Below are 18,255 nucleotides of genomic sequence, written 5' to 3' on the forward strand. Positions count from 1 at the left end.
TATCGTGTAAGACGAACGAGGTGGCAACCAATACACCGACTATTACTACGCTCAGTTGTTCAAGTGCCACATTTTCGGCGTCTGCCACCAGTGGAGCCTCGTATACTGCCAAGGCCAGTGTACCCTATATAGGCGGAAATGGCATTGCCTATGCCGAAGGAACTGGGGTTACTTCAACGGGCGTAACAGGCTTAACAGCAACCTTATCAGCAGGGACTTTGTCCAGCGGAAGCGGTACGGCCAGTTTCGCTATTACAGGTACGCCCGCAACGGCTGGAACAGCCAGCTTTTCAATTATTTTAGGTGGACAATCCTGTGTATTGGACCTGCCCGTAGCTGTTTCTAAAGCCAGTGTTTCCAGCCTGACATGCACGGCTGCTCCCGTAAACGGAACAAACGGTATAGCGTATTCAGGTAACGCTACAGTGACCTATACCGGTGGGAATGGCGGTATGTATGACGTGTCAACAGCTACGTCAACAGGGGTTGAAGGGTTGACCGCAACCCTTGCCGCAGGAACATTGGCTAACGGTTCGGGAACGTTAGTTTATACTATTTCGGGTACACCAACCTCATCGGGTACGGCTACATTCAATCTAAGCTTAGGAGGACAAAGCTGCACAGTTACGGTAACAGTAGCTGCGTCGGGAACGGCCACGGCGGCCACCGATACCGTTGTGATTGTGTATGCCGGTACAACGGCCAGCGTCAGTAATGCGTTTCAGGATGCAGGTGTAAGTGTGGCGGTAAGTGGTGCTGATATAACGGTAACGTCGACCAATACGACCAAAGAAATTGTGTATGCCTTATCGGGCACAGCCACAAAAGGAAGCTTCAAGATTTATAGTCCCTATAAGTTCAATATCACAATGAAAGGCCTGAGCCTGACGAATAGCACGGGGCCAGCCATCAACAGTCAGTCAAGTAAGAAGGCCACCATTCATGTGGTGAGCGGCACAACCAATACATTAGTCGATGGGGCTACCTACACAACGAGCACAGAAGATCAAAAGGGTACTTTTTTTAGCGAAGGTCAGCTCAGCTTTATGGGTGCCGGAACGCTGAACGTAACCGGAGCGAATAAGCATGGTATTGTATCCGACGATTATATCTATGTGAGTGAAACAACGATCAATGTAAAGTCGGCAGCAAAAGACGGTATCCATGCGAATGATTATTTTGCGATGGATAACGGAACCGTCACAATTACAGCATCTGGTGACGGGATTGAGGCCGAGGAAGGGTATATCGCCATTAACGGAGGTACACTAACGGTAGCTAGTGTTGGTGATGGCATAAAGACATCATATGAAGGAACAGACGCTACCATTACGCCCTATATTTCAATCAAAGGGGGAATCCTGAACGTATCAACTACGGGCGATAAAGGGAATGGCATCAAGAGCGAAGGCTATACAACCATAGCCACGAATAACCCGATTACGTTAGCCGTCAGTGGCAGAGGGTCAAAAGGAATCAAAACATCCGGCGACTTCACCTTAACCGCCGGAACGATCAAGATCACAGTTTCAGGTGCTGCCTATTATGTGACGGCCGATGCAGATATTGCGGCTCCGGCGGGCATCAATTGTGATAAAAATCTAGCCATTAATGGGGGGAACTTAACCATCACCAACACCGGAACCGGTGGGAAAGGCATCACCGTTGATGGGACGGCTACAATTAGTGGAGGCACAACCACGATTACGGCTTCCGGGGCAAATTACACGTACAGTAGTACGCTAACCAGTGAAGCAAAAGGCTTTAAAAGCGACGGTGCCTTCATCATGAACAATGGTGAACTCAACATAGCAGCAACTGATGATGGGCTGAAGTCCGGCACGTCGATCACCGTAAATGACGGCACCATCAATGTCACGAAATCGTATGAAGGTATGGAATCCATCTTCATTACCATTAATGGTGGTATATCGAACCTAACGGCTTCAAACGATGGTGTCAATACCTCTTATGGCACGGTTTCTGGCGGCACTGAATCAAACGACAATAGTGCGTTGACGGTAAGCGGAGGAATATTAATTGCTACCGGTTCTGATGCGATAGACAGTAATGGTAATTTCACCATAAAAGGGGGAACTGTCATTGCAAACGGCAATGAAGACATTGATGTTAACGGTAATTTCCTGATTACTGGCGGGGTTTTACTCGGGGCAGAGCCCAGTAATAATATGACCAAAGCAATGGGCACAGCGTCAACGCAGGTTGGTATGTTTATCAAATCGAGTACGCAGGTGGCACCCACTTCGGTTATTCATATCGAAGATGCTTCCGGAAAGGATTTGGTGACGTTTAAGCCTAAAACGGCTTCTGCCTACTTTCATTTCTCGAATCCGGCGTTAGCAAAAGGGGCAGCTTATAAACTATACATTGGTGGAAGTTATAGCGGTGGAAGTTTCGTAGGCAATACTACCGGCTGGGGAATATACACAGGTGGTACGTATTCAAATTCAGGCGCAACCTTAAAAGCGACGTCGACAACATCGACGACAAGCACAGTCAATACGATATCGTTCTAAGCTAATTGTGCCTAATCCCGAATTCACGTTACACTACTATCATCTCACCCGCTACTGCTCTGTCTCGTCCTTGTCTTCTTTGTTCTTCCCAAGTTTAACCTTCGGATTGGTTTGCGTACCTGTAATGGTCATAGGAATACCCAGAATGCCCAGGGGTGGGAGCCCCAGCCGGAAGTTCAGGTTTAAGCGTCCATCCAAGCCTACCTTGCCTTCCAGTCGGGGACGGAATCCGGCCACGCGTAGTTTGGTACGGGCAAGAGTCATGGTGTTGCGGGCAATCGTGGTTTTAATGGCTACTTCCGATATATCGGGATTGCTGATGTCGTGACCGGTTTTCTTGCTCACCGCGCCAAACAAGCGAAACCCGTTCATTTTCACCTTCCGAACCGACAACACCCCACCACCCACCAGCGACGGCATAATTGGCTGCATATCCGCATTCAGGTTTCCTTTCAGTTGGTAATCCAATGACACCAGTCCCTCGGCTTTCGCGGCAGACGTCGCTAAGGCCCGGAACAAGGCAATTTCGCGATAAGCGCGTTTAATATCGAAATCAACGGCGTTGATGTGGTAGTCAAAAGCGGCCCGCTTGGGGGATAAGCTCTGATAGGTAGCATCCATCGTAACGGGCGTACCAATTACGGTAAAGCCCGTTTGCCGGAGTGTAATTCGGCCACTATCAATCCGCATCTGTCCCTGTGCATTCTGAAGTTTCAGCCCGTTATAACTCACCCCTTTGGCCGTTGCCTTTACGTCGATGGCTAAATTCGAGGGCACGATCACCACGCCTGACGGTTGAGTCGATTTGGCCGATGAGGCTGTGGAGTTGCTGGCAAAGGCCATAAATTCATCGACGTTTATCGCGTTGCTGGTTAGTGTAAACCTCCCTCGCAGGGGCGACAGAGGTTTGGTTAAATAATCGACCAGGTTGGTTAAGTAGCCGTTCATAGCCACCGACGATGAGCCATAGGTAGCTTTAAACCGGTCGAACCACACTTTATCCTGATCGAAACGGAACAGGCCCGTTTTAATCAGGAAGGGCAACGGAAATAAATCCGACGAAAGCAGCAGGTCCTTTACCTGTACAGTTCCCTTATTAAACAGTTTATCATACCGGCCAGCCGTAGCATCGTCCTGGTTACCACGCAAAGAAAAGTCCGTTTTGATAAGACCCTTCACATTGTATCCCTGTTGCGCCACAACCTGATAGAGCTTACCCACATCAACAGTGCCTTGTGAGGTAATGGCATAGGTTAGATTGTCGAAATTTTTAAGATCAGCCTGCACCTTGAAGGGCTCTCCCTCAAACCAGAATGAAATTGGACTGAGGCCAACCTTGAGGGTATTCAGTGACAATGATGTGTTTAGAATATTGGCGTTGACATGAATGCGCTCAATAGGACGTGGATAGTACTTCGTTTGAACAGTGCCATTGGTTAATTGAACAATTGCTTTAGTGATTGGGAACTGTCGTTTTTCGGGAACGTACTGGCCTTCTGTCTCGGCTTCAATCGTCAGTTTGCCAGCTAGTTTCAGACTGTCATTGAGCGGGTAAAACGAGTTTAGTTCGTCTAAATGAAGAAGGCCATCGAGTCGGCCCGTAATGAACAAATCCTTGGCATTCTTAAGTTGAACAAACCCACTCACTACATTTTGTAACGCCTTCAGGTGGAGATTTTTCAATGCCACCTGCGCATGCCGATAATCCTGATCAGGGCAGGAAGCATCCAGATTAAACCGTATATCACGAACGGGCTGCGGTAATGAATCATATTTGATGTAGCCATTCTCCAGTGAGGACGTGACGGTAAACTGTGGGATACTCGTAATGGTCTGCTCCGTTTTGCTCGAACTGATCCGCTTTTGGGCAACGATATAATCACCATCTGCCTGCATATCCAGCCGATATCGGCCTTTAACATCGATCAATGGAATGCCAAACGCTTTATCCCATTTCTCCAGATCAATATCAGTATGCACAATCGCATGAATAGTTGGCTTGCTCAATCCGTTTACATGTAAACGGGAACCAAAAAAGTCTTTATTGATCGTAAAATAGAGTGAATCCATGGCCAGTTCCAGTTCTTCGGGATTCAGGTTGGGCAGTTTGACCGCTAAATCGAGCCGTAGATTCTTGACGGGATCGGGTGCTTTTTCATAGGCAACAGAGCCATCCCGCAACGTAGCATTGATGGTCAGCGTAGGCTTGGTATGGTTAACGACGCTATACTCTCCCGACAGCGATACCCCAAAAGCGCCGAACCCGTTGATGTCGGTTTTAGCCGCCCAACGTACCAGATCGGGAGGTAGGGCGGTAATGATATTATGCAGGTCGGTTTCTACCGATGCCGCCTTGAAATCCATCGTATAGCCGTCGCGCAGAAACGCGAATTTACCCTTAAACTGAACCGGTAGCTTATTGATTTTCAGGTCGTTTTTGGTGAATACAAACGCCAGTGAAGTCGTATTCACCTGCGTAATCAGATCCGCATTCACCTGTTTCCCAAGGGCGTAGGGTTGATTATCGTAATACAGATCAACCGAGTCGATGTGGGTGTGCGTGTAGAGGTCGAAGACGGACTTACTCAAATCGCCCTTGCCTTCGTAGAGTACACCCTTGGCCCGGATAAGCATCGGAATCGACAGGTCATTATAGATGATATTGGTCCGTTCGATTTGAATTTTCTCAATTGTCAACGCGGTGCTATTCGTGTCGGTTGGCGTAGCCGATGAATCTGCCGGGGCTGCATATACGTTATAATTGGCGTGCCCCTGTTTGTCAACCTGAACATTGATACGCCCATCGGCCAGAAATATCTTGTCGATTTTAATCCGTTTTTCAAACAAACTGGCCAGATCGACGCCGAGACTGATTTCCCGGGCGGCTACCAGCGTGTCCTGTTCAAACGGTGCTGACCCTTTTAAATTAACATCATGAAGGGTCAGCGTCAGATTCGGAAAATGAGCAAAAATGGAGGGTGTTGCCTTGGAAAACGTCAGCTTCCCGCTGAGGTGACTGTCCGTCCACTCCTTGAGTTTTTCGCCAATAAGATCAGGGAATAAATAAGGCAGCAGGCTGATAAACAGGCCGCATACTAGAACGATACCGCCTATGCCAAGGCCCAACCAGTTGAGCCCTGTAGTTACAGATTTCGAAGTAAATTTCATGTCGGTGGGTTGGTGGCGAACGAGAGGAAACCGTTCTTTCCAAACAACTAGTTTTGGTTGCCAGCCAACCACAAAGTTAGTATAGGGTTTCAATAATCAACCTGTTGTACCCTACTGGTCACAGGTGCAAACCCGAATTACTTGCTGACTGACTGTCCGTATATACGTAAGGCAAGAATCCTGCCACTCGTGTTTGTCGATGAGAATTTACGACTACATTAGGTCAGCCTGTTCAATTAGCTGTTATTTTGTAGTCAAAACCAACTTCACTCCAACATACCCATTGAAAACATTCTTTGCCCTTCTGCTGCTGATTCCCGCCATTGCCGTTGCTCAGACAACGGCACCGGCCAATTCATACCCGTTTACGCCCGTTCAGGACTCGGCGTACGTGCGCGAGAACTACCAGAAATTTGAATTTATGGTGCCCATGCGCGATGGCACGAAACTGTTCACGCAGGTGTATGCGCCAAAAGACCAGACGGTAAAGCATCCGATCATTATGCAGCGGACGCCCTACAGTTGCCAGCCGTACGGAACCGACCGCTTTCGTCGGCGGGTTGGGCCAAATCCGTTTATGCTTCGCGACAACTACATTGTTGTTTATCAGGACGTTCGGGGCCGGTGGGCCTCAGAGGGTACGTTTGTTGAAATGACGCCCCATGTTGATGTCAAGAAAGGAAGTGCCGACCATGATGAAGCGACTGATACCTACGATACCATCGACTGGCTTCTGAAAAATATACCCGCCAACAACGGAAATGTAGGACAATGGGGCATTAGCTATCCGGGGTTCTTCACCTCTGCGGGCTCAGTTTCAGGGCATCCAGCCTTAAAAGCGTCGTCGCCACAAGCGCCCATGGCAGATCTCTGGCGCGACGATGCCTTTCATAATGGCGCGTTCATGTTAGCCGCCAACTTCAGCTTTTACCCTTTTTTTCTGGAGCATAAACAGCCAACGAAGCAAAATCCGCCTGCTTTGTTTGAGATCGACGATCCCGACGGTTATCATTTTTACCTGAATATGGGGCCAACCGCTAACTCCGAAAGTCAGTTTTTTAAAGGGCGTAATAAATATTTCTATGAGAATTTCCAGCATCCCGATTACGACGAGCACTGGAAAAAGCGCAACATTCTCCCGCACCTCAAAGGCATTAAACATGCCGTAATGGTAGTCGGTGGCTGGTATGATGAGCAGGATTTGTATGGAACCTTCAACACCTACAAAGCCATCGAAAAGCAGAATCCGGGTATCCAAAACGTATTTGTGGTAGGTCCCTGGATACACGGCGGCTGGGCGGGTCCATCCGGTCAAACCCTGGCCGATCAGGATTTCGGCTCCAAAACATCGCCCTATTATCAGGAGACGATCGAAGCTAAATTTTTCAAGCATTACCTTTTTAACGAAACAACGCCTTCTCCTCTACCCGAAGCTACGCTGTTCGAAACCGGCACCAACCGCTGGCGCACGTTCGATACCTATCCGCCCAAAGAAACGGTACAAAAACAGTTGTACTTGGGGGGTAATGGTAAACTGAGTTTCTCTGCCCCAACATCGGGAGCGGCTTTCTCTGAATTCCCGTCCGATCCGGCACACCCGGTACCGTTTTCCAGCAAGATCAATGATGGTTTTTCGGCCGATTATATGGTCGAAGATCAACGGTTTGCCTCCTCCCGGCCCGATGTATTGACTTTCCAAACCGACGCCCTGATCGAAGACCTGACTCTGGCGGGCCCGATTATGGCCCAGCTTACCGTCTCGACCACCGGCACCGATGCCGATTGGGTGGTGAAGGTGATCGACGTGTACCCGCCCGATGCGCCACAGAATCCTCAAAAGAAAGACGTTGTCTATGGCGATTATCAGCAATTGATTCGCAGCGACATTATCCGGGGACGCTACCGAAACAATATCAGCAAGCCTGAAGCCTTCAAGCCCAATCAACCCACGCAGGTTCCGCTGGAGTTGCAGGATGTGTTGCATACATTCAAAAAAGGCCATCGGCTGATGGTGCAGATTCAAAGCTCATGTTTCCCCTGGGCCGACCGAAATCCACAAACCTTCGTACCGACTTTCTCCGCTAAAGAATCTGATTATCAGAAAGCAACGCACCGGGTGTACCATGGCAAATCCGGCGCAAGCTTCCTGAAAGTTGGCGTGTTGAGTAAGTAGTCATGTATAGTCAAGCATTGTCAGGAGTAGTTAAGAATTGTCAAATACTCGACTGTGCCTGACAGTTACTTAAATCGGCAAATTTACTTCATTAATGAAACTCCTCTCTTTCCTGCTACTTGCCAGCCTGTATACCTACGGCCAGCCAACAACACCCATACCCGTAAAGGTGGTGGTCGTAACCATGTTCGAAATTGGCGCTGATACGGGCGACCGACCCGGCGAATTTCAATATTGGGTTGAACGAGTCCCGCTGTCGCAAACGATTCCCTTTCCACAGGGCTACCGGAATCTTCGGTACAATGCTGAAAAACAGGTGCTGGGTATTTGCACAGGCATGGGAACCGCCCGCTCTACCGCTTCGATCATGGCCCTGGGTATGGACCCTCGCTTCGATCTGTCCCACGCCTACTGGCTGGTGGCAGGCATTGCCGGAATCGACCCCGAAGATGGCAGTGCTGGTTCGGCCGTTTGGGCTGAATGGCTCGTAGATGGTGACCTCGCTCACGAAATCGACCCACGCGAAATTCCAAAGGAGTGGCCTACGGGTTATCTGCCTTTACGCCGGGCCAAGCCCTATGAAGAGCCCGCTCAGGACAACGACTTTATGGTTTCGATCCACCTAAATCCTGACCTGGCCAAGTGGGCATATGGCCTAACCAAAGACGTCAAACTGGCCGATAGTGAAACACTTCAGAAAATGCGGGCTCGCTATCAGGGATTTCCTGAAGCCCAAAAACCACCCCGAGTCATGATGGGCGACCACATTGCCGCCATGACCTTCTGGCACGGCAAATACCTGAACGAGTGGGCTAACAAATGGGTCAGCTACTGGACAGGCGGGAAGGGGAATTTTGTAACATCGGCAATGGAAGATACGGGTACCGGGCAATCCTTACAATGGCTCACGAATGCGGGTAAGGCAGATATTAACCGGTATCTGGTGTTACGAACGGCTAGCAACTACACCATGCAACCACCGGGCGTTACGGCTGCCGATAATCTGACTAATGGCGGCAAAGAAGTCGGCGAACGCTATACCGCTTACGTGCCTGCTCTGGAAGCCGCCTACCAAACGGGTATTGTAGTAGTAGACAAGTTGATTGCCAACTGGACCATTTATAAAGACAAGGCTCCAGGGAAATGATAAATTTTCAAAGGGCTGTCTTTACCGTTTTTTACTGATTCAAGCTGACCAATGCGCACTTTAGTCACCTTTTTGTCATTGCTATTTCTTGCGAGCGTTGCACAGGCTCAGCAAATTCAAAGGCCTAAGCTGACGGTTACACCGCTCAATGATCGAGTGTACGTTCATACAACTTACGGCATTTACCGCAACACAGCTGTCCCTTCTAATGGATTGATTATTAATACCAAAAACGGAGTTGTGCTGGTTGATACCGGTTGGGATACCGACACAAACACCGACAATACACGGGATTTGCTTCAATGGGTTGCTACTAACCTGCACCAGCCCGTTCGGTTATGCATTGTCACTCATGCACACGAAGACCGCGTTGGGGGCATTAGTGAACTCCGTAAAGCGGGTATCCGGGCAATTAGTACGCCATTGACTGCCCAGAAATCCGTTAACCTCGGCTACGAATCGCCAGACGGTATTTTGCCCAATGATACAACCTTCACCATTGGTCAGGAGCCGATTCGCTGTTACTTCCCGGGCCAGGGGCATACCATCGACAACATTGTTGTCTGGTTGCCCAATCAGAGGATTTTGCACGGAGGTTGTCTGATAAAAAGTGTAGCGGCCTTCGGGATGGGGAACCTCGCCGATGCAAACCTGAATGCGTGGGCAGGCTCCGTTCAACATGTGATCAAGCAATTTGGGACTGCTAAAATTGTAGTACCCGGCCACGATGAATGGGGCGACACCAAGGCGCTGGAGCACACATTGGCATTGCTAAAAAAGCATGCAGAAGGCAAAAAGTGACTGGTTTATTGAGTCACAGATACGCCATATCTCTCAGATATGGCGTATCTGTGACTCAATAAACCAGTCATAATTTCTCTTAAAATCAGCCCCCAGAGCGGTTCTATTCACCGTTGGCCTCTTTTTTGATTAATAAAGTAAATCGGTCGATTCCCGCAGATTTCAAGAAAGTTGTTGCTGAACGTTGCCAGGCTTTCGTAGCCAACTGCGCTGGCTATTTCCGAAACGTTGTTATTTTCAGTTTCCATCAATTCCAGAGCCTTCATGATCCGGGCCAGTTTGCAGTAGCTGGAAAAGGAAACCCCTAACTCTTGCGTAAACAAACGGCTCAATGTGCGAACCGAGAATCCGAACTGGTGAGCCAGACGTTCGATACTGATTTTTTCGTGTAGGTGCTGTTGTATATAGTCCAGCAACTGGCCCAGTTTCACATGACTCGTAGAAGGGAGGCAAACCTGTATGGATTTCGTCATCTCTTCTGGCAGGAGATTTTGTAAAGCGCTCAGAAACGTTGTCTCCCGGAAATCAGCCTGATCTACCCGATTCCATTTCTCCGTATACCGCATCATCTCCTTCAGCAAAGGCGAAACCGGAAATACGGCCAACTCATGACGTATGCTCGTTTCATCTGTTGAAAAACAGATTGCCCGCATATGCAGAGCAGGGCTGTCAGACCAGATTTCATGAAGCGTATCAGGAGGAATCCAGGCACCGTACCAACTGGGCAATACCATCTTTTTACCCGCCACATGAAGGTGAACAAACCCATTTTCGGCGTAGATAAACTCGCTCCAGGGGTGCTGATGCCAATCGGAATGAAACCGACCTAACTCCTCGTGATACACAAAAGACGGTTTCTGGGCTGTGATCGAAGCACAGCTTACGGGTTTTCGCCCCGTGGCCGATACAAACAAAACATTGTCCTTTTCTGACATGTGGGCCAAGTTAGCTAAATCTACTTTTGCAAACACCTATTAGAAATTGATAATCAAACAGGAACTATATGACTCAAGGAAACGAAAATGTATGGCCAGCTCCATATAAAGCCATTTTAAAAGCAACGCAGGAAGCGGGATTTTCCATGGCATCTGACCCACTCACCTGCGCCTTACTCAGCACGCTCGCAGCTAGCAAACCCTCCGGAAAGTTCCTGGAATTAGGTACGGGCACAGGGTTGGCAACCGCCTGGATTCTGGCTGGAATGGATCAACAATCAACCTTACTCTCAGTTGATAATGATTCAGCTTGTCTGGACATTGCCCGACATTATCTGAGCGAAGACGCCCGTCTACAGCTTATTGATGCAGATGGAGGAGAATGGCTTAAAGCTGCTGGTGATCAGGCATTTGATTATATTTTTGCCGACACCTGGCCAGGTAAATACCTGCTTTTAGACGAAACACTGGCCTTGTTAAAACCAGGTGGCTTCTACCTGATTGACGACATGCTCCCTCAGCCAAACTGGCCCGTCGGCCATGAGCAGAAAGCAACTGATTTGTTGGCGCATCTGGAAGCGAGAAACGATCTGCGAATCAGCCAGTTAAACTGGGCAACGGGTATAGTTGTCGCCGTCAAATTGTAAACCCGCTTGCTTCTGCAAAAATGAGCACGTATACTGCCATTAAAATAAGCGACCTGCGAGAATACAGATCGAGGAAACAGAGGCAGGAAATCATAATCGCATCGGCGGCCCATTAATCTTAAAAATCATAATAATCCGCGTTCTATATGCCTAAACTCGTTCTGATGGATCATGACGGTGCAATTGACGACTTACTGTCTCAGTTGCTGGTACTCACCATGCCCGACACTAAATTGATCGGCGTTACGGTCACGCCCGCCGATTGTTACATTGAACCCGCCCTTGAATCGACTTATAAACTCCTCCAGATAATGGGGCAGGAACAGGTGGCGTTAGGGCGTGGTGATTACTATGGCATCAATGCGTTTCCGAGCGAATGGCGGGCACGCCCCGAAATCATCAATGCTTTACCCCTGCTGATTAACCTGCCGAAATCACCCGACCCGTATGCTTACCCGAGTGCGCCTGAGTTACTCATCAACAAACTATCATCGGCTACTCAAAAAGTAACGATTCTGATGACCGGCCCCTGCTCCAATCTGGTACTGGCTCTCGAAAAGGCGCCCGAATTAAAAGCAAAAATCGAAGAGATTGTCTGGATGGCGGGCGCCTTTCGAACCACCGGAAACGTGCAGACGTTTCAACACGATGGTAGTGCCGAATGGAATGTGTTCTGGGACCCGATCAGCTCACAGAAACTGGTTTCCTATGAACTGCCCTTAACCTTGATTCCCCTGGACGTGACGAATCATGTGCCTGTCACGAAGAAGTTCCTGTCTACGCTGGCCACGCAGATCGATTATACGCTATCCAACCTGACGGGTCAACTCTGGGCACTTACGCTCGATACGATTCCGAGTTACCACTACACCTATTTCATGTGGGACATTCTGGCAACCAGCTACTTAGCCATGCCCGAGCAATTCACCACCGAAACGGTGAAAGCAAACGTAAGTACCCGACCCCCTAACGCCGGACAAACGTATCTGGATGAAAGCGGCTACGAACTAAAAATCGCGACGGACGTGAATGTGGCGTATTTTTACGAATATATTCTGACGCAGTTTAAGCGATAAGGCTTCAGTTTAAACGTGCTTACGGCTATGATAAGCGAAAAAGAAAATACCCGAATCAGTAAACTATTAAGCTTAGTGCTCAGGCACCGCCCCACCTTACTTGGAATCGAATTGGATACCAATGGCTGGACAGATGTTGAGACACTCCTGAGCAAAGCACAGATTGACAGACCTACCTTAGATCATGTTGTAGACACGAATAATAAGAAGCGATTTTCCTTTAATGATGATAAAACCAGAATTCGAGCCAATCAAGGTCATTCTGTTGAAGTAGAACTGGGCTACAAGGCCGAATTGCCGCCCAAATTACTATATCATGGAACCGGTAGCACTTCTGTTACCTCCATTCTTCGAATGGGGTTGGAGAAGCGAAAAAGACACCACGTTCATTTGAGCAGCGATAGTGAAACAGCCTATAAAGTTGGCCAAAGACATGGGGTACCTGTTGTTTTAGAAATCGACGCAGAACAGATGAGTAAGGACAATATAGAATTCTACCTATCGGCCAATGGGGTTTGGCTAACCGAACAGGTACCCCCAAAGTACATCAAACGCCCTTGACTTATAGGATCAATACAGACTTAAGATCTGTTTCCACTTCACTTTTTCCAGTAGTCCCTTCTTCCTTTAACCGCAAGCCTTTTCACTGGCCATGGAAAGCCAGGAAAAACCAATCGCCTACTCCTCGGAGCATCACTTTCCGCGAAGGCATAACGTAGTTAAAGGCAAACCACCGCATTAACAAGGCCACCAACCCTGTAAGCTGGAAGCCATATACTTCTGCAATCCCCCCCGCCCAACACCAAAAACTGGCAAACTGCCCCAATCCACTGGAAGAGAAGGGCTTTAAGGATTGTCCCTTGAGTGCCCGGGCCATATTTTGCTTCAAGTAATCGCCGTGTTTGATAGCCCATAAGGCATTTGCCGGACAGGCAGCTCCGGTGTTTATGGGTTTAACATGACAGCCATCACCCCCGCCCCAAATAATTATATAACCCGGAATCTGCTGGGTAACGATATGAACTAAATAAATAGCATAAATAAATATATACCGAATGTTACTTAACAGGCATATGGTTTAAATTAGTGCTCTGATTAGCCTTCCTAGCCCTATGAATTATTTAGTCAAGCTTTTACTTAGCGTCACGTTTTGTGTGATACTGTATACAGTAAAGGCCCAGAATGAATTACCACCAACCTTGTTGAACGCCCCTGATTCAACCAAACTGCGCGTACTTTGGCATACAGGTGATTCTCTGATCAATGCCAGTCAGTTTATTCCCGCGAAAAAACTATATGAACAAGCCCTGACGATTGCCCAGTCAGGTGATGATAGTAAGTCGACCGGGATGAGTTACCGTAAAATGGGTTTATGGTATGAATCAACCGGCGATTTTGGCCCGGCCATTGAAGCGTACCAAAAAGCGCAGACTGCTTTTAAAGCAGCTGGCGATCATCGTCTTTATACCCGAACGTTTCACTTTATCGGCTTTTGCTATAATCGGCTTAATAATATTAAAGAGGCTCGTCATTACATTCAGCAAGGTCTGGCCACTGCTCAACAATTCGGTCTGGAGCAGCTTTTACCTGAGTTTTATAGCGAATTGGTCAACATTGATAGTCAAAGCAAGCAGTACGCATCAGCCTATGCCAATACAGAGAAAGTATTAGCCTATTATAAAGCCAAAAAAGAGTGGCAAACGTATTATGGCAACCTGTTCAACGCGGGGTTACTGTATAAAAACATGGGGCAGTATGCCCGCGCCGAGCAGGCATTCCGGCAGGTGATGGCCTATGCCAAAACCGAAAACGATGAGCTATTACAAGGCTATGTAGACGCCAGTATTCCCTACGCACTAATTCCGCAGAACAAATTAGACGAAGCCGAGCAAGCCTGTTATCGGGCACTGGCATGGTCGGAAAAAACCGGGACAGAAAAGTATGCCATGCAGGAAGACATAAACAGCCACTTAAGCCGAATTTGGGAAAAACGAGGTGACTTCCAGAAGGCACTTACCTTCTATAAACGGCAGATGGCCAGCCACGACAGTGTATTTAACGCAACGAAAAACCGACAGGTTGCGGAACTGGAAACGCGCTACCAGACCCGCGAAAAAGAAGAAAATATCCGGCAGCTAGCTGCTACAAATGCCCGGCAAACCCGCCAGCTTTGGGCAGGCGCAGGTGGCTTAGTAATCCTGACTATTCTGCTGGGAACACTGTACTGGTTATACGAACGGGTCCGGCAAAGTCGGCAGAAAATTACCCAGCAGTCTGTTCAGTTAACCCTGATGATGAAAGAGTTACACCATCGGGTCAAAAATAACCTGGCCATTGTGTCCAGCCTGCTGAAGCTGCAATCGAACCGGATGGACGACGAAAAGGCCATTCAGGCCGTGCGGGTAGGCCAGCAGCGGGTAGAAGCCATGTCGCTTATCCATCAGCGGCTTTATCAGACTGACGAAGTAACAACGGTGAACATGCGCGATTACCTGACTGATTTGTCGGAAAGCCTGATGCGGGCCTATGATTACCCTGCCGACGAGTTCGATCTGCAACTCAATATTGAGCTACAGGAACTGGATGTGGATATGGCCATGCCATTAGGGCTGATCGTTAATGAACTGGTTACCAACGCATTTAAATATGCCTACAGCAAGACCAATGGGAAACGCCCACTACTACGCATCGACTTACGACGACAATCGGATTCGGCGCATCCGGGTATTACATTAGAAGTGCAGGATAACGGACCGGGTATTGAGGTGGCCGACTGGCAGCAACAAGGCAATCGGTCTTCCTTTGGCAAACGCCTGATTGCGTCACTTAGTGAACAACTCGAAGGGCATTTTGAGTTACTCAAACAGAATGGAACCTTGTTCCGGTTACACATGCCTACCATTCGCCCACAAGTATAAGCGTACTTCAGTAACCTTTATTTTACAGAATGGCAGGTCTGAATCCTGTTAATTAGCTCGTTATGAACCCGGATGAACGCGTAAAAATCCTGATTGTTGAAGATGAACCCATCCTCGCGATGGAATTGAGTGATAGCCTGGAGGATGAAGGATACGACGTAGTTGGCACTGCTAATAATGGCCGTAAAGCTCTGGATCTATTCAAACGGCAACCCGTTGATCTACTGCTGTGTGATATCACGATCAAGGGCGATTGGGATGGCATTCAAACGGTTCAACACCTGGTGGCCGAGCGACCTGTACCTGTCATTTACCTAACCGCCCTGACTGATCGGGAAACCCTGGATCGGGCCAAGCAAACCTACCCGGCGGCTTATGTCAATAAACCGTATCAATTGCATAGTCTTCGAACCGCCATTGAACTGGCTATCCACAACTTTACAGCCCGTGCTACGCCCACTCCAGCCAACCAACCCGTAATCACGCCATCAGAACGTGATGTACTGGGACGGGAAGCCATACTGCAAATCAATGACTATCTGTTTATCAAGCAGAACTATCAGTTCGTTAAAGTCAACCTCAGCGACCTACTGTATTTAGAGGCTGATAATATCTATACGACCTTATACACCACGGGCCGTAAGTACGTGCTTCGACTTACCTTGAGTGGTATTCTGGAACGAATCAATCAGCCCGAGCTGGTTCGTATTCATCGTTCCTATGCTGTCAATATCCACAAAGTAGATTCGTTTAATGAAGCGGAGGTAAGCATTGGCCCACAGTTAATTCCCCTAAGCCGAAGTTATAAGGATGACTTTTTGCGACACTTCCTGCATCGGTAAGAACCCATTTTATTTATTAAACACAGAGCCACAAAGAGCACAGAGATGTCATTCATGAGAACTAGCTTTCTCTGTGATTTCTGTGACTCTGTGTTTAATAAATTAACGCGGTTATCTGACTACTACGCTATCATTTCTCTATTGTATTTATTACGATAATCAATGGGGGCTAATCCTGTTATTTTTTTAAATATGGTTCTGAATGCTTTAGTGTCAGAATAGCCAACATCATACATAATTTCATTGACTGTTTTCCTTCCCGTTTCCAGACTTTTTTTAGCAGCTTCCATCTTAACCCGTTGCATATATTCAGCAACCGTATTGGAAGTCGCTTTTTTAAATCGTCGTTCTAGATTTCGTCTTCCCAAAGCAAATTTAGATGCCAGATCCTCTACCGATATTTTATCCTGGAAATTCTGCTCAATAAACTCCTGCGCTTTTTTTATCGGCTCATCCTCATGCTCTTTCTGGCCCTGAAAAATGGTAAAGGACGATTGATTATCCCGTTCTATTTCTATAGCAAATACCTTGGCAGCCAGAATAGCGATATCCCGTCCGGCATATTTCTCAATTAAGTATAAAATAAGGTTCAGGTAGGAAAAAGCTCCTCCACTCGAATAAATGCCATATTCATCGGTAATAATTTTCTCCGTCACTAAATCTACATCCGGGAAAAATTGCCTGAACTGATTTTCCGCCAGCCAGTGTGTCGCGCATTTTCGACCTTTAAGTAAGCCTGTTGAAGCCAGTAAAAAAGCGCCTACACAAAGGCTGGCTATCTCTGCGCCATTTTCATATTGGTTGACAATCCAGGGAATAAACTCCCGGTTGTTTTCTATTGCAATTTTCAGATCACCATCGAGCGCCGGAATAACAATTAAATCTGCTTTTTCTACTTCATTTAACAGTAAATCTGCATGGACAGTAAATAAGCCTCCGCTTATAGGAGTTTCTTTAGAAAGGCCTACTAATTGCACATTGAATAAGGGATTTTCACCCCTCATTCTAAAAAAATTATTTACTTCCGAAAACAATTGGCGAGTGCCTTCTAGACTACCTAAAATAGCACCTTTTGGGATTAGGATCGATATCTGTTTCATAGACCAAAAATAGCGAAAAATGGTGTCGGAATCAACCCTTAAATTGACGTATTTACCCCCTCTCTTCATCGACAAATACCAGTACATTTGCCTATATCAAACCAGAAATCAAGTCAACTAAAAGTAGTATGAGAAAAGTGATTTTATTCATGCACGTATCGCTCGATGGCTTCGTGTGTGGCCCCAATGGTGAGCAGGATTGGATGACCCGAAACGATGATGACATGGGCAAATACCTGGAATCCGACTTCCTGAGTACGGTAGATACCATGTTGGTTGGCAGGGTACTGTACGAGGGGTTTGCGGGCTTCTGGCCGTCTGTTCCCGAGAATCCAGACCTCCCGGACGAGCTGGTTGACTTTGGCAACTGGATGAACAATACGCCCAAAGTAGTCTTTTCGAAATCACTAAAAACGGTTGGCTGGACGAATTGTCGGTTGGCAGAACGGGAGCTTACCGATGAGATTGCGTACTTAAAAGAACAGCCCGGTGGGGATATGATCACCTTTGGTGGGGCAGCCTTTGCTGCTGCTTTAACGGAGTTGAATCTGGTTGACGAATACCGCATTAAACTGGAACCCATTGTTTTAGGTACTGGGAAACCCTTGTTTAAAAACGGCATTGATCCAATAAAGCTGACACTCATCAAGTCCAAAGCGTTTAACTCCGGGGTTGTAGGGCTCTACTACCAGGTCAACAGAAACTAACCAACCCAATCACGACACAACTTAATGCGTATCTGAATGTCAACGGCAGCTGCCGTGAGGTTATGACCTTTTACCAGACGTGTCTAGGTGGTGAATTAAGTGTCCAAACGATTGCCGATGCGCCATTTGCCAGTCAGATGCCTGCCGAAGCTCAGCAGAACAGTTTACACGCCACCTTAACCAAAGGAAGTCTGGTGTAAAATC

15 protein-coding genes are annotated in these 18,255 nt (G+C 47.7%); 11 read left to right on the plus strand and 4 right to left on the minus strand.

Annotated elements, in window-relative coordinates; translation table 11 throughout:
- Nucleotides 1–20: 20 nt before the first annotated feature.
- Nucleotides 21–2,537, plus strand: a complete 2,517-nt coding sequence (locus EXU85_RS24015) for a carbohydrate-binding domain-containing protein (RefSeq protein ID WP_168207859.1) — start codon at nucleotides 21–23, stop codon at nucleotides 2,535–2,537.
- A 51-nt stretch (nucleotides 2,538–2,588) separates the two neighbouring features.
- Here EXU85_RS24015 and EXU85_RS24020 read toward each other — a convergent pair whose 3' ends face one another.
- Nucleotides 2,589–5,705 carry an AsmA family protein gene (locus EXU85_RS24020; protein WP_142774518.1) on the minus strand — a complete coding sequence of 1,039 codons (3,117 nt, stop codon included), beginning with the start codon at nucleotides 5,703–5,705 and terminating at the stop codon, nucleotides 2,589–2,591.
- A 283-nt stretch (nucleotides 5,706–5,988) separates the two neighbouring features.
- On the opposite strand from EXU85_RS24020, the gene EXU85_RS24025 reads away from it, so the two are divergent.
- From EXU85_RS24025 to bla, 3 genes are all read left to right on the plus strand, one after another.
- On the plus strand, nucleotides 5,989–7,878 hold the full coding sequence (locus EXU85_RS24025) for a CocE/NonD family hydrolase (protein ID WP_246859223.1): 1,890 nt from the start codon (nucleotides 5,989–5,991) through the stop codon (nucleotides 7,876–7,878).
- 94 nt (nucleotides 7,879–7,972) lie between these two features.
- Nucleotides 7,973–9,025 carry a purine nucleoside permease gene (locus EXU85_RS24030; protein ID WP_142774520.1) on the plus strand — a complete coding sequence of 351 codons (1,053 nt, stop codon included), beginning with the start codon at nucleotides 7,973–7,975 and terminating at the stop codon, nucleotides 9,023–9,025.
- Nucleotides 9,026–9,076: 51 nt separating this feature from the next.
- Nucleotides 9,077–9,826, plus strand: a complete 750-nt coding sequence (gene bla, locus EXU85_RS24035) for a subclass B1 metallo-beta-lactamase (protein WP_142774521.1) — start codon at nucleotides 9,077–9,079, stop codon at nucleotides 9,824–9,826.
- A gap of 107 nt (nucleotides 9,827–9,933) precedes the next feature.
- Here bla and EXU85_RS24040 read toward each other — a convergent pair whose 3' ends face one another.
- Nucleotides 9,934–10,761, minus strand: coding sequence for an AraC family transcriptional regulator (locus EXU85_RS24040; protein ID WP_142774522.1), 828 nt, complete (start codon nucleotides 10,759–10,761; stop codon nucleotides 9,934–9,936).
- Between the two features lie 68 nt (nucleotides 10,762–10,829).
- Here EXU85_RS24040 and EXU85_RS24045 point away from each other — a divergent pair, with 68 nt between their 5' ends.
- The 3 genes from EXU85_RS24045 (at nucleotide 10,830) to EXU85_RS24055 (ending at nucleotide 13,045) form a co-directional block, all read left to right on the plus strand.
- The gene (locus tag EXU85_RS24045; protein ID WP_142774523.1) at nucleotides 10,830–11,408 is read left to right on the plus strand and encodes an O-methyltransferase; all 579 of its coding nucleotides are present in this window, start codon (nucleotides 10,830–10,832) and stop codon (nucleotides 11,406–11,408) included.
- Between the two features lie 146 nt (nucleotides 11,409–11,554).
- On the plus strand, nucleotides 11,555–12,484 hold the full coding sequence (locus EXU85_RS24050; protein ID WP_142774524.1) for a nucleoside hydrolase: 930 nt from the start codon (nucleotides 11,555–11,557) through the stop codon (nucleotides 12,482–12,484).
- Nucleotides 12,485–12,511: 27 nt separating this feature from the next.
- The gene (locus EXU85_RS24055) at nucleotides 12,512–13,045 is read left to right on the plus strand and encodes an RNA 2'-phosphotransferase (protein WP_142774525.1); all 534 of its coding nucleotides are present in this window, start codon (nucleotides 12,512–12,514) and stop codon (nucleotides 13,043–13,045) included.
- 82 nt (nucleotides 13,046–13,127) lie between these two features.
- Here the strand turns inward: EXU85_RS24055 and EXU85_RS24060 are convergent, their stop codons facing one another.
- Nucleotides 13,128–13,361 carry a hypothetical protein gene (locus EXU85_RS24060; RefSeq protein ID WP_142774526.1) on the minus strand — a complete coding sequence of 78 codons (234 nt, stop codon included), beginning with the start codon at nucleotides 13,359–13,361 and terminating at the stop codon, nucleotides 13,128–13,130.
- A 235-nt stretch (nucleotides 13,362–13,596) separates the two neighbouring features.
- On the opposite strand from EXU85_RS24060, the gene EXU85_RS24065 reads away from it, so the two are divergent.
- Nucleotides 13,597–15,402, plus strand: coding sequence for a histidine kinase dimerization/phosphoacceptor domain -containing protein (locus tag EXU85_RS24065; RefSeq protein WP_142774527.1), 1,806 nt, complete (start codon nucleotides 13,597–13,599; stop codon nucleotides 15,400–15,402).
- Between the two features lie 62 nt (nucleotides 15,403–15,464).
- Nucleotides 15,465–16,244, plus strand: a complete 780-nt coding sequence (locus EXU85_RS24070) for a response regulator (RefSeq protein ID WP_142774528.1) — start codon at nucleotides 15,465–15,467, stop codon at nucleotides 16,242–16,244.
- 122 nt (nucleotides 16,245–16,366) lie between these two features.
- On the opposite strand, the gene EXU85_RS24075 is transcribed toward EXU85_RS24070, so the two are convergent.
- Nucleotides 16,367–17,344 carry a GlxA family transcriptional regulator gene (locus tag EXU85_RS24075; protein WP_142774529.1) on the minus strand — a complete coding sequence of 326 codons (978 nt, stop codon included), beginning with the start codon at nucleotides 17,342–17,344 and terminating at the stop codon, nucleotides 16,367–16,369.
- A gap of 128 nt (nucleotides 17,345–17,472) precedes the next feature.
- Here EXU85_RS24075 and EXU85_RS24080 point away from each other — a divergent pair, with 128 nt between their 5' ends.
- The gene (locus tag EXU85_RS24080) at nucleotides 17,473–18,051 is read left to right on the plus strand and encodes a dihydrofolate reductase family protein (RefSeq protein ID WP_142774530.1); all 579 of its coding nucleotides are present in this window, start codon (nucleotides 17,473–17,475) and stop codon (nucleotides 18,049–18,051) included.
- Between the two features lie 62 nt (nucleotides 18,052–18,113).
- Nucleotides 18,114–18,251, plus strand: coding sequence for a hypothetical protein (locus EXU85_RS35480; protein ID WP_168207860.1), 138 nt, complete (start codon nucleotides 18,114–18,116; stop codon nucleotides 18,249–18,251).
- The last annotated feature ends 4 nt before the right edge of the window (nucleotides 18,252–18,255 follow it).

This window comes from Spirosoma sp. KCTC 42546 (assembly GCF_006965485.1).
In the GTDB taxonomy this organism is placed as follows: domain Bacteria; phylum Bacteroidota; class Bacteroidia; order Cytophagales; family Spirosomataceae; genus Spirosoma.

Excerpts from the sequence above, each read along its gene's own strand:
- EXU85_RS24020 (WP_142774518.1), bottom strand. The coding sequence starts at position 5,705 with ATGAAATTTACTTCGAAATCTGTAACTACAGGGCTCAACTGGTTGGGC.
- EXU85_RS24030 (WP_142774520.1), top strand. The coding sequence starts at position 7,973 with ATGAAACTCCTCTCTTTCCTGCTACTTGCCAGCCTGTATACCTACGGC.
- bla (WP_142774521.1), top strand. The coding sequence starts at position 9,077 with ATGCGCACTTTAGTCACCTTTTTGTCATTGCTATTTCTTGCGAGCGTT.
- EXU85_RS24040 (WP_142774522.1), bottom strand. The coding sequence starts at position 10,761 with ATGTCAGAAAAGGACAATGTTTTGTTTGTATCGGCCACGGGGCGAAAA.
- EXU85_RS24045 (WP_142774523.1), top strand. The coding sequence starts at position 10,830 with ATGACTCAAGGAAACGAAAATGTATGGCCAGCTCCATATAAAGCCATT.
- EXU85_RS24050 (WP_142774524.1), top strand. The coding sequence starts at position 11,555 with ATGCCTAAACTCGTTCTGATGGATCATGACGGTGCAATTGACGACTTA.
- EXU85_RS24055 (WP_142774525.1), top strand. The coding sequence starts at position 12,512 with ATGATAAGCGAAAAAGAAAATACCCGAATCAGTAAACTATTAAGCTTA.
- EXU85_RS24060 (WP_142774526.1), bottom strand. The coding sequence starts at position 13,361 with ATGGCCCGGGCACTCAAGGGACAATCCTTAAAGCCCTTCTCTTCCAGT.
- EXU85_RS24065 (WP_142774527.1), top strand. The coding sequence starts at position 13,597 with ATGAATTATTTAGTCAAGCTTTTACTTAGCGTCACGTTTTGTGTGATA.
- EXU85_RS24070 (WP_142774528.1), top strand. The coding sequence starts at position 15,465 with ATGAACCCGGATGAACGCGTAAAAATCCTGATTGTTGAAGATGAACCC.
- EXU85_RS24075 (WP_142774529.1), bottom strand. The coding sequence starts at position 17,344 with ATGAAACAGATATCGATCCTAATCCCAAAAGGTGCTATTTTAGGTAGT.
- EXU85_RS24080 (WP_142774530.1), top strand. The coding sequence starts at position 17,473 with ATGAGAAAAGTGATTTTATTCATGCACGTATCGCTCGATGGCTTCGTG.
- EXU85_RS35480 (WP_168207860.1), top strand. The coding sequence starts at position 18,114 with ATGACCTTTTACCAGACGTGTCTAGGTGGTGAATTAAGTGTCCAAACG.